At 44.8% G+C, this 12013-nt stretch carries 11 protein-coding genes; 4 read left to right on the forward strand and 7 right to left on the reverse strand.

Features of this window, described 5'->3' with window-relative positions; genetic code table 11:
- Positions 1–101: 101 nt before the first annotated feature.
- From R7127_RS11100 to R7127_RS11115, 4 genes are all read left to right on the forward strand, one after another.
- Positions 102–671 carry a hypothetical protein gene (locus tag R7127_RS11100; protein ID WP_025766933.1) on the forward strand — a complete coding sequence of 190 codons (570 nt, stop codon included), beginning with the start codon at positions 102–104 and terminating at the stop codon, positions 669–671.
- 5 nt (positions 672–676) lie between these two features.
- Positions 677–4138 (forward strand): transcription-repair coupling factor, encoded by a 3462-nt coding sequence (mfd, locus tag R7127_RS11105; RefSeq protein ID WP_033905041.1) that lies wholly within the window; start codon positions 677–679, stop codon positions 4136–4138.
- Between the two features lie 7 nt (positions 4139–4145).
- Positions 4146–4913, forward strand: coding sequence for a peptidoglycan binding protein CsiV (locus R7127_RS11110; protein ID WP_318142131.1), 768 nt, complete (start codon positions 4146–4148; stop codon positions 4911–4913).
- A gap of 160 nt (positions 4914–5073) precedes the next feature.
- Complete coding sequence (locus tag R7127_RS11115; RefSeq protein ID WP_005387823.1) at positions 5074–5622, forward strand: GNAT family N-acetyltransferase; 549 nt, start codon at positions 5074–5076, stop codon at positions 5620–5622.
- Positions 5623–5698: 76 nt separating this feature from the next.
- Here the strand turns inward: R7127_RS11115 and R7127_RS11120 are convergent, their stop codons facing one another.
- The 7 genes from R7127_RS11120 to hinT all read right to left on the reverse strand — a co-directional run bounded on the left by R7127_RS11120 (position 5699) and on the right by hinT (position 11912).
- Positions 5699–6988, reverse strand: a complete 1290-nt coding sequence (locus R7127_RS11120) for an NAD(P)/FAD-dependent oxidoreductase (RefSeq protein WP_005378463.1) — start codon at positions 6986–6988, stop codon at positions 5699–5701.
- A 533-nt stretch (positions 6989–7521) separates the two neighbouring features.
- Positions 7522–8064 (reverse strand): alpha/beta hydrolase YcfP, encoded by a 543-nt coding sequence (gene ycfP / locus R7127_RS11125; protein ID WP_005378464.1) that lies wholly within the window; start codon positions 8062–8064, stop codon positions 7522–7524.
- 75 nt (positions 8065–8139) lie between these two features.
- Positions 8140–9021: a thiamine kinase gene (gene thiK, locus R7127_RS11130; RefSeq protein WP_017634746.1), complete on the reverse strand. Its 882-nt coding sequence runs from the start codon at positions 9019–9021 to the stop codon at positions 8140–8142.
- Between the two features lie 24 nt (positions 9022–9045).
- The gene (gene lpoB / locus R7127_RS11135; protein ID WP_005378467.1) at positions 9046–9636 is read right to left on the reverse strand and encodes a penicillin-binding protein activator LpoB; all 591 of its coding nucleotides are present in this window, start codon (positions 9634–9636) and stop codon (positions 9046–9048) included.
- A gap of 66 nt (positions 9637–9702) precedes the next feature.
- Positions 9703–10095: a YcfL family protein gene (locus tag R7127_RS11140; RefSeq protein ID WP_005378469.1), complete on the reverse strand. Its 393-nt coding sequence runs from the start codon at positions 10093–10095 to the stop codon at positions 9703–9705.
- Positions 10095–11492 (reverse strand): COG3014 family protein, encoded by a 1398-nt coding sequence (locus tag R7127_RS11145; protein ID WP_005378471.1) that lies wholly within the window; start codon positions 11490–11492, stop codon positions 10095–10097. Before R7127_RS11145 ends, R7127_RS11140 begins: the two co-directional genes overlap by 1 nt.
- A gap of 69 nt (positions 11493–11561) precedes the next feature.
- A complete protein-coding gene (gene hinT / locus R7127_RS11150) occupies positions 11562–11912 on the reverse strand; it encodes a purine nucleoside phosphoramidase (protein WP_005378473.1) in 351 nt (116 codons plus the stop codon).
- Positions 11913–12013: the final 101 nt, after the last annotated feature.

Here is a 12013-nt window from a genome sequence, read left to right on the forward strand (position 1 = left end):
GGCTAAACTTGATAACTTCATTCAGTTAGCGATAATCAGTGCCCTATTTCTCTTTGTTTGTTGAGTGAACAGGGAGCGCTCACAGGCAAAAGGATGACTATATGACAGAGCAAGAATACTTTACCGTCCATCATAACCTCACCATCAACGTCGAAACGTTAAGTGAGGACTTTGCTTTGCCAGATGAAGAAACGTTTGTCTCCGAAATTCCAGCACCATTTATTGTCGCCAGTGAATTTAGTCACTTAGATATGTTGGCAGACAACGCGCGTCTAGAGCTGAAAAACAAAGAGTTAAAGCATGTGATCAACTTGCTTGATACGCAAAACGCGAAACTTAACCTCTTGTTGAGCTTTATGCTTTCACAACAAGATGACGCCTCCATTCGCTATCAAACGACGCAGTTTGGTGCTAGTCAACTCAGTTTCCGCTCAGATACAGCGTTAACTACTCAACAACTCGTTCGTGTTAAACTGTTCCTCGATCACCCTGCTGCGGCGATTTACTGTTACGCTCAAGTAGAAGAATGTGATGCTTCAGAGCAAGATTTCATTATCACGCTTAGATACAAGATGCTCCGAGAATCTGATCAAGATTTACTGATAAAGGCGGCACTGTATCAACAACAAAAACTTTTACGTCAGCGCTCGATGGAGCGAGATAAAAAATAATTCCTATGACAAAAGCAACGATTCTTTCCGTCACCAATCCTTCAGAGCGTGGCGACAAAAAACAGCTAGGTAATTTGCCGGGCGCAGCTCTACCTCTAGCCATTGCAGAGCTGGCCAAACAGCATTCGAGTCACTCGCTACTCGTTGTGCCTGACCCGCAAATTGCTTTAAAGCTTCAGGCAGAGATTGAGCAATTCACCGACCAAACGGTAAGCCTGTTCCCCGACTGGGAAACGCTGCCTTACGATAACTTTTCTCCGCATCAAGAAATCATCTCTGAACGTATCGCACGCCTATACCAACTGCCAAGTCAACGTGATGGCATAACCATCGTCCCGGTCAGTACCGTATTGCAACGCCAATCGCCACGTGATTTTTTGTTGCAACACACTTTAATGGTGAAAACTGGTGATCGGCTCTCGCTAGAGAAGTTACGTGTACAACTTGAAAATTCAGGCTACCGCCATGTAGATCAAGTATTTGGACCAGGTGAATATGCAAGTCGTGGGTCTATTCTGGATCTCTTTCCTATGGGCAGCAATGACCCGTACCGCATCGACTTCTTTGATGATGAAATAGATACCATTCGCACGTTTGATCCAGAGAACCAACGCTCTATCGACGATATTCAGCAAATCCAATTGCTGCCTGCACATGAGTTCCCAACCACTAAAGAAGCGATTGAAGATTTCCGCACACGTTGGCGCACCCAGTTCGACGCACGCCGCGAGCCTGAATCAATCTACATGCAAGTGACCAAAGGCACGTGGCCCGCTGGTATTGAGTATTGGCAGCCGCTGTTTTTTGACCATACCGAGACTTTATTTGAATATTTGCCAGAAGACTCTCAAGTCATCACATATGGTGATATCGAATCTGCGGTCGATACTTTCTTAACCGATGTCGAATATCGATACGACCAGAAAAAAGTTGATCCGCTGCGTCCTCTTTTGACTCCTGAACAGCTTTGGTTGAAAAAAGACGAACTTTTCAGTCAACTAAAACAGCTCCCTATCGCTCAATTGAGCCTAGATAAAGTGGTTAAGCGTGCCGGTCGTCAAAATCTACCAGTACAATCGTTAGCCGAGCTTGGCGTTCAACAACAAAATAAAGAGCCGCTCTCGCGCCTTCGTCAGTTTAGTGAGCAATTCAGCGGCAAAATCGTTTTCTCGGTAGAGTCAGAAGGTCGTCGTGAAGCACTAACGGAGCTGTTGCAAGGCATCAAAGTTCGGCCAGTCGTACATGGCTCACTTTACCAAGCTCTAGACTCGGGTGATCGATTCAGCTTGATCTTAGGCGCAGCAGAGCATGGTTTCATTCACGAAGAGCTGAACTTCGCTCTGATCTGTGAAAGTGATCTACTCGGTGACCGTGTTATCCAGCGACGCCGCAAAGATAAAAAAGCCGTCAACAGTGACACCGTTATTCGCCATCTTGCGGAACTAAAACCCGGTCAACCTGTGGTTCATATTGATCACGGTATTGGCCGCTACATCGGTTTACAAACACTTGAAGCCGGTGGCATGAAAACGGAATACGTCACCCTTGAGTATCAAAACGATGCCAAGCTCTACGTGCCAGTTTCATCACTGAATCTTATCAGCCGTTATTCTGGCGGCGCTGAAGAGAGTGCGCCACTGCATAAATTAGGTGGTGAAGCGTGGGCAAAAGCACGTCGTAAAGCGGCAGAAAAAGTGCGTGATGTCGCGGCAGAATTGCTGGATGTGTATGCTAAACGAGAATTAAAACCTGGCTTCAAATTTGAGCTAGATCGTGGGCAATACGCAACATTTAAAGCAACATTCCCGTTTGAAGAAACAGATGACCAAGCGATGGCCATCAATGCCGTCTTGTCAGACATGTGCCAGGCAAAAGCGATGGATCGCTTAGTGTGTGGTGACGTGGGCTTTGGTAAAACGGAAGTCGCTATGCGCGCAGCATTTGTCGCAACGGATAACAGTAAACAGGTCGCCGTACTCGTACCAACAACCTTGCTTGCTCAGCAGCATTTCGAAAACTTCCGTGACCGTTTTGCCAACTTACCAATCCGAGTTGAAGTACTGTCTCGTTTTAAATCTGCCAAAGAACAAAAAGTCATTCTGCAAGACGTTGCCGATGGTAAAGTAGACATTGTCGTTGGTACGCATAAGCTGCTTTCGAGCGACATTAAATTCAAAGATTTAGGTTTGTTGATCGTTGATGAGGAACACCGCTTCGGGGTTCGTCAAAAAGAAAAAGTCAAAGCAATGCGTGCGGATGTGGACATTCTTACCCTCACCGCAACACCAATTCCACGCACACTGAATATGGCAATGAGTGGCATGCGAGACCTGTCGATCATCGCGACACCTCCTGCACGCCGTTTAGCCATTAAAACCTTTGTTCGACAAAAAGAAGAGCCAGTGGTCCGTGAAGCGGTACTGCGTGAAATTATGCGTGGTGGTCAGGTTTACTTCCTGCACAATCAGGTTGAAACCATTGAAAAAACGGCAGAAGACTTACAGAAACTCATCCCAGAGGCACGTATTACCGTGGCTCATGGTCAAATGCGCGAGCGCGAACTTGAGCGAATCATGAATGACTTCTACCATCAGCGCTTTAATGTGTTGGTGTGTACAACCATCATCGAAACCGGTATCGACGTACCAACGGCAAATACCATAATCATGGATCGTGCGGACAATCTTGGCTTGGCGCAGTTGCATCAATTGCGTGGCCGTGTTGGACGTTCGCACCATCAGGCCTATGCTTACTTATTAACGCCACATCCAAAAGCCATGACCAAAGATGCCATCAAGCGTCTTGATGCGATTGCTTCACTAGAAGACTTAGGTGCTGGCTTTACGTTAGCAACCCACGATTTAGAAATCCGTGGTGCTGGTGAGCTGCTTGGTGATGAGCAAAGTGGGCAAATTCAATCCGTTGGTTTTACACTTTATATGGAAATGCTGGAACAAGCAGTGCAAGCATTAAAAGAAGGCAAGGAGCCATCTTTGGATGAGCTGCTTCGTGAGCAAACTGAAGTGGAAATGCGAATCCCAGCGCTCTTACCAGATGATTACATTCCGGATGTAAACACACGACTGTCGATGTACAAACGCATTGCGAGTGTCACAAGCAGTGATGAACTATCAGAGCTAAAAGTGGAACTGATTGATCGCTTTGGTTTGCTTCCAGACGCAACAAAGAACTTACTTGCCGTCTCAGAATTGAAAATTTCGGCTGGTAGTTTAAAAGCGAAAAAGATAGAAGCCCATGATAAAGGTGGATTTATCGAGTTTTACCCTGATGCTGACATAAATCCAGCGTATTTAGTTAAACTGCTGCAATCACAGCCGCAAAAATTTGCAATGGAAGGTCCAACTAAGTTCAAGTTTAGCGTACCATTGGTGGACCGACGTAAACGCATTCAGTTTGTTCAAGACTTACTGAATGATTTTAAACAGAATTTATTACCAACGAGCTAATAGTCGAATGAGAATACTGATCCCATTATTGCTTCTATGTGTCTCAATGCCCTCTTGGGCACAGCGCCAATTTGATATTGAAGTGATCATTTTCAAGCGAGCAGTCGACGCTGAAAGCACAACAGAATCTTGGCCGAATCAACTGCCAAAAATCGATATGGAAAATGTCGGTAGCCTAGAGAGTGAATCCTACCGCCGCTCTAAAGGCGTGACACTTTTGCCAAGTTCTTCTTTCCGTCTCAACGCGCAAGAAGCGGCACTAAATAATCATGCCGGCTTTAAAGTGCTTAAACACGTAGCCTGGCGTCAAGGTGACCGAGGTAAATCTAGCGCCCCAATTTTCCGCATCGTTGGCGGGCGAGATTTCTCTGATTCTTATCAAGCAGATGGCCGCCCAATCAATGGCAATCAAACATTTTCCAGCGACGGTTACAGTGAAGAGACGGTCAATGGTCCTTTATATGAACTAGATGGTCGATTCCAAATATACGTACAGCATTACCTCTTCGCCGAAACAACACTAGATCTGCGCGAACCAAGTGTTAGAGAGGTGCGTTTTGAACCAACCTCAACTGAGCAATTGGCGGATGACTTAGGTGAAGTAGATGGTAGCGTCCAAGTCGGTAACTTGGCAGAAATATCGCCGACAGTAACCGAAGAGAAATTCCTGAAGAGTTATCGAATGGTTCAAAAACGTCGTATGCGTAGCAGCGAGACTCATTACCTAGATAACCCGTTGATGGGTATGATCATTCAAGTTCGTCGGGTTCGATAAGCACGAGCGGTTCGACAAAGCGCAGCAAAGCTGCGCTTTGTTTTTATCTGCTATACCTCAGTTATTCCTAACCAACGCAGAGCAAGGAAAATAGCTGCGTTCAAGTATAAATAGACAGCTTTCAATTTACTTACACTCAACATGGAAGTCGTATTAGTTCATGAGTCCAGACTTTGAAATCATTGCGCCCCGCTTAGCGCTCAAGCTCATCCCTGCTGAAGAAGCACATTCACTACAACGATTACTTGCAGAATCCCCTTCGCTGCACCAATGGCTTGACTGGTGTGATAAAAACGTCACATTGAAAACCGCGCAGGACTTTCTGTTGGCAACCCGTCTTAACTGGGTCAAAACTGAGGCTTTTGGTTTCGGTATCTATGAGCGGCAAAGTAACACTTTGGTTGGAATGGCAGCGGTTAATGAGTTATATCATACGTTTAATATGGCGAGTATTGGTTACTGGGTTGCCGACCGCTATCAACGGCAAGGCTATGCCCAAGAAGCCGTTAAAGCCTTAGCAGAATTCTGCTTCGCAAAGCTAAGTTTAACTCGACTAGAGATTGTTTGTGACCCCGACAACGAAGCTAGCCAAGCCTTAATTGAGTCCGTCGGTGCACAAAAAGAAGCCATCGCCAGAAACCGGTTTATTTTTCAGGGTAAGCCTAAAGATGGCGTTGTGTTCTCACTTTTACCGACAGATCTAACATAAACAAAAAGCCACCGACTTGCGGTGGCTTCTGCATTTTTTAAGATACAACACATCCACACAGAGTGGATTTAAAACCTTAGTGCAGCTTAAGGTTTGGACGCAGCACGCGATTAATGCGGCCGACGAGCATCATCAGACCGGTTTTGAATACACCATGCAACGCCATTAGGTGCATGCGATACAATGAGATGTAAACGACACGAGCAATACGGCCTTCTACCATCATCGACCCTTTAGTTAGGTTCCCCATCAGACTACCAACGGTTGAGAAGCGACTTAGAGACACTAATGAACCGTGATCTTTATATACATAGTCTTTCAACTCGCGCCCGTTGATCTTCGCGACGATGTTACTAAATGCCTGGCTTGCCATTTGGTGTGCAGCTTGAGCGCGTGGCGGCACGAACGAACCGTCAGACTGGGTGCATTGTGCTAAGTCACCAATAACAAAGATGTCATCATCTCGTGTTGTCTGTAGTGTGTTTTTCACTACAAGCTGATTGATACGGTTCGTTTCTAAGCCAGCGATATCTTTAATAAAGTCTGGAGCTTTGATACCTGCAGCCCAAACCATGATTTGAGCTGGGATTTTCTCACCATCTTTTGTAGTAAGGCCATCTTTTTCAGCTTTAGTCACCATAGTGGCGGTGCGCACGTTTACGCCCAACTTCACCAACTCTTGATGAGCAGCAGAAGAAATACGTGGAGGTAACGCTGGTAAAATACGCTCACCTGCTTCAATCAGATTGACGTTCAACTTGCTAGAATCAAGATCACCGAAGCCATAAGTGCGCAGCTCTTTAACAGCATTATGTAACTCAGCTGATAGTTCAACGCCAGTTGCACCAGCACCAACAATCGCAATATCGACCGTACCGTTACCGTTTTTCGCGTGCAGCTTTAGGAACTCGTTGTTCATTTCTGTACGGAAACGGTGTGCTTGCTCAGGGCTGTCTAGGAAAATACAGTTTTCACGAACGCCAGGCGTGTTGAAGTCGTTTGATGTCGAGCCAATCGCCATCACTAGAATGTCGTATTCTAGCTCACGGCTTGGCATAAGAAGTTCACCGTGTTCGTCTTTAAGCTCACTTAAGATGATAACTTTACGTTCACGGTCGATGTCTTGAAGACTACCCATTTGGAAGTCGAAGCTGTGGTTTTTTGCATGAGCTCGATAGCTCAGTGCATCTACTCCTTCGTCCAAAGAACCTGTAGCAACCTCATGCAATAATGGCTTCCACAAGTGGCTCGCTTTTCGATCGACTAGCGTAATTTGCGCACGGTTTTTGCGACCTAGAGTTCGACCAAGCTTAGTTGCCAACTCAAGACCACCTGCACCGCCGCCTACAACGATAATGCGTGTCACAATGATTTTCCTCTACAAAAATGAATATATGGGGTTCAGCTCGATGCATGACTCACAAACATTTGTGGCATCCATCCAACCGATGAATTCTTGGTTCTTAGAGGTGTCTCAATTACTTGGATTAAAAAACTACCACCCACTTTGATTCTTTATCTATCAATGACTTGTCAGGGTTTGGCATGTTTATCTGGTACGCATACGGCGCCAGAAGTTTTTGGGCAAGTTTATTACTCGCTCTCAATTTTTTTTGATATTTATCAAATTATTTTAGTCCGGTTCATTATATAGAGACCAACTTTGAAGGCAACCAAAATCCGTGTAACGAGTACGGATTGACTACTTTTCGACTACTCTACAACAAGGTGTTCGTGCTACATAGGAGGTAAGTAAGAAAACGGTAAGGAGAACACAATATTCAAAGCGTTAAACCAAGAAAATGTGCCTTTCAAAGAGACAGTGGCTCGGCATACTCAAGAGAAGGAATCGCAGCAAAGCAGCCGATAAAAACGCCGCTTTACTGTCTACACTCAACATTAGTAAGTATTTTTAAATGCCTTTATCGCTTGTAAATGATGAGAGATTTTTTTGAACTTATGAGACTGAGTTTCATCCCAAATGATTTGATAGTGTTTTTCTAACTCAGCTGCCGTTTTCGAATTGTCATGCACTTCATCATCTTTAGAGAGAATCACTAAGCAGTGCGCTTGATTTTTCGCTCGGAACTGATCAACACATTTTGTTGCGATATCTTCGTACTCTTCTGGGCGATCGATTCGACCAGCCATCGTTTTTTCTGGGTGCAAGTTCGGGTTGAACATCACTTGCTTGATACCGCATAGAAAACCAATTCGCTCAGACCAGTAACCACCTAAACCTACCCCACAGATTAACGGGTTTGGGTCATCAGATTGATCGATAACTTTAGACACTTCTTTTAACAAGTGTTGCATGTCGTGCTTTGGGTGAAGGGTGCTGTAATTGATAAAACGAACGTCGTCGTCGATAAATTGCAGTTGAAGAACTTTTTCGTGGTTACCCGGGCTTGTACTGTCAAAGCCGTGTAAGTAAATAATCATGTGTACCTCTCCCTGTGTGTATCTGGTACTTTTATTAAAACTACCACTATTTCCTTACTGTTAAAGGGGAAAATATCACGAGTTCTCAAAACAGTGATCTTCCATACACAATGAGCCTTTCAACTCATACGCACTGTTTAAGTATTGTTCAGTTCCCCACAATTTATAGGCAAGTAGATACCAGAGCATCGCCATCACCAAGGTTCTTGGTTGCCAAGCGTGTACACCTCTCAGCCAAAGAGACACATCTTCGATACCTCGAATTTGGCAATACTGCTTTACCGCTTCTTCCACAGGCGCATTCGCGACCTGAATAGTTAAGGTCAAATCTAGCCTAGGGTCAGCAATCCCGGCATACTCCCAATCAATGACTTTCACCCCACTCTCCCCTCGCACTAGGTTGTAACACCCCAGATCGAAGTGACATAGGGCAAGCGGAACAGGTGCAACGTTCGGTTCCGTGCGCCACTTCATGTACAAAGCCTCAAACTCCGTACCCACATACTGACCATCAAGCTCAAGCCAATAATGATCGATGCGAGAAATATATGAAAATGGAACCAAAGGAATTGCGCTTATCGGATATTGATGAATCTTCGCCGCAATGGATAATAAATCGCTTAGTGCTAAGCCTGACTCCGTCAGTGCCTCTCCTTCTATCCATTCCACCAGCAACCCTTGCTCATGAATAAAAACTGGCTTGGGGCCAATTTCCAATGAAGAGACTGCATTCAGCACTTGATATTCACTGTGACGAGAAATTGAAAAAGCCTTGCAGACATGACTGGTCGGTCGCCAGATGTATGCAAGGCCTTGAGAAGATTCCAACCGCCAACAGCGGTTGGTTAGCCCCCCGGTAACAGTTTGTACTTTTACCGGAGGCTCCGTAAAGAAGCCATCGAGAGCATTAAGACTCGGATCTAACTGTTTTGCTTGTTGCCAAGAAAACCATGCCATTGATGACTTCTCCACCCTGTTCGATTAAAGACCGAATAGGCTCTTAGATTGCGCTTTACGAATTTCAGTTTCATCCGCCCACTCAATCAAACCTGTTTCTAGGTCCATTAGGCGCATGGTCATCTTGTAGTATACATCTTTATCGCTACCTGCATTTTTCACAATGCTAGATAGGTTGCCGTAAAGCATGTATTGAGCACCAACCATTTTACCAAATTGGATCGCTGTGCTTTGGTTAACAAGCTCATCCGTGTTTTGGAAGTTAAGTTGTTCACGCACAGACTCAACACGATCCATATCAACAAAGCGGAACTTACCTGAGTTCAACATCTTAGTAGAGATCGTGTCAGTAATGGATTCAGTGTCAATATGTTCACTGGTTTTGTTCTTAATTCGCTCAACAAAAACGATAGGACGTTGGTCACGAGTAATTGCTGCTACAGAGCCCGACATCATCATGCTATCCACCATTTCAGCCGCGATTTTTTGTAAATCTGTTGAGCCAAAATCGATAGTCGTGGTTTCTGTTGCTTGCGCATCGCCGTAAGAGACTTTGTTAGAACAGCCACCTAAAATGACGGCAAGACCTAAAAGAGCAATAATACTTTTTTTCATGAGAGTTCCTTAGTTTTTCAATACCAGCGCATCGTTAGCGCGGCAGCTTCGGCAGAGCCGTTAAGATTAATCGTCTTGTGCTTCTCTAATTTGCACACGGAATTTTGTGCCATTTGGATTCACAGTAACTTCAGATAACGTGACTTGCTCAAATCCTCGCACAATCATTTTTCGCCACGGACCAGGTTTGGTATTCACTTCTAAACCATTGTTGTCATACCAATAAAATCGGTAAAGAATGTGCTGATCACCTTTGTAATTGCTACTCAACTGCACGACTCCTCGTGGGCGATCATCAACGTAAGTGGTGGTGATGTTGTCAACTAATAAGCGACTACCTAAAACGTTATCATTAAAGAATACTTTTTGCGTTTGGCCATCAATTCGAATACCAGCCGTGTTTTCGGCGCATCCAACTAAACCAATAGCCATTGCTAAACAAACAAGCCATGCTTTCATTACAGTCTCCCTAGCTGTTTATGCCACACGGTTGAGTGTGCTCCCTGACGAGATACCCATACCAATGTAGTCTGCTGTGCAGGCACTTCAAACTGATAGGTTTGATCACCCAAGTTTAAACTTTGTGTTCCCGGTTTCACGATTTTTGAAGCCGTTTTCACTTGCGCTGGCAATGTTTGCCAACTTCTTGTATCTGGCTGTTCGGTCAATGTGTTCCATACATTGAAAAGTATGTTGCCCACATCATCGCCTTTTTTCGCCGCCTCTTTTCGGATTCGATCTTTTGCCCAAACACGAAGAGCTTGACGGATCACTATTGTAGTAAGACGTTCATTAAGATCGTTTTGCGCCATCGCATTAACATCAGTCAGCGTACTGGAAGGCAATACCTGACCATTTAAAACAACATCGCTAAAACGTTGAGCACCTCGGTTCTGATAATAAGGAAGCGCCAACGAATAAATCGCGCCATTATCGCGACTGTCGTAAATCGGTAAATCAATACGCCACCCTTTCATCGCCTCAACAACACCCTGCTCATCAATAACGATGACTCGCCCTTGTGACTGAGTTAATCCAGAAGGTGCTTTGCCATACCGCTTCTCTAGCATGCGCAAGTCTTCACGCATGCCTAACTTCTTAGCAGCGTATAAGGTGCTTTCTACAACTTGCTTGTTGTCTGGCATTACAGCGAGTGCTCGTCGGTAATCAACATAAGCACTGTTTAAGTCTCGCGACGCTTCATATAACAAGCCAGAAAGATAGAACAGATAACCATTTTGTACCGCGCTTAGTTTTTTACCAGCATCAGGGTAGTTCGCTAATACACTGCCTAAATTGGCAGACATGCCTTGCTTGTTAAGGTCTTTCTCTGCTGCTTTTAGCTCTTTTTCACGCGCATTTCTTGCCGCTTCCTGAACTTGATTAGCTCGACGCACTTCAACTAGTGCTCCTTCTAAATCGTTTTTCTGTAAGTAATTTAGTCCTAGATACAGGTGCAAAAAGCCAAGTTCGTAATCGGCGGGATGATAATCTTGGAGATTGTCGTTCACTGCGAGAGAGCCGACGCTCGTTGCCGTGTCTGACACAGATATCGTCGCTCGATCTTGTTGAACACGTACGGCACGATCGCTGCTTTCTAGCGCATTCAAACTTGTTGGGTAATCTTCAGCAAGAAAAGAGATGCGACCTTTTTCAAAATTGCCAAGTATCTCGCCACCCACTTCACTTGATTGAAGTTGTTTTGCTTTGGCATATTCCCCTGCAACAACGGCTTGATAAACTTCTTGATTCTGGTTGCTGTAATGACTAAACAGATTGCCCGCAGATAAATTCGCGCAGCCAGAGGCCATTAAAGCCCAGCTCATCAGCCCTAACAGCTTTACACCTAGTTTCACATTTATCTCCACAAATGTGTCATTCGACAGGAAAAAGAAGCGGGTGAATCGCCACCCACTTTTAAAAGCTTAGCTCAATACCATTGGACCTAGAGGGCGGCCGCCTAGTAGGTGCATGTGAATATGGTAAACCTCTTGGCCACCATGTGGATTACAATTAACGATCAGGCGATAGCCGTCTTCAGCAATACCTTCTTCTTTCGCCAACTTTCTAGCAACAGTGAACAAACGCCCCATCATTGCTTCATCTTCAGCTTCTACATCATTCGTTGTTGGGATCAGTTTATTCGGAATAATGAGAATATGGCTTGGTGTGCGAGGGTTAATGTCGCGAAACGCAGTCACCAAATCATCTTGATAAAGGATATCGGCAGGGATTTCCTTGCGAATAATTTTACTAAAGATCGTTTCTTCCGCCATGAGGACTCCATTTTATAAACGTAATTAGACCCCAATTAGTATGCGCCAACCAAAAGCGGAGCTCAATAAAAACAGTGTTCACTTAACATTATTAATCAAAT

The sequence above is a fragment of the Vibrio sp. 1159 genome (assembly GCF_033340395.1).
Taxonomy (GTDB): domain Bacteria; phylum Pseudomonadota; class Gammaproteobacteria; order Enterobacterales; family Vibrionaceae; genus Vibrio; species Vibrio alginolyticus.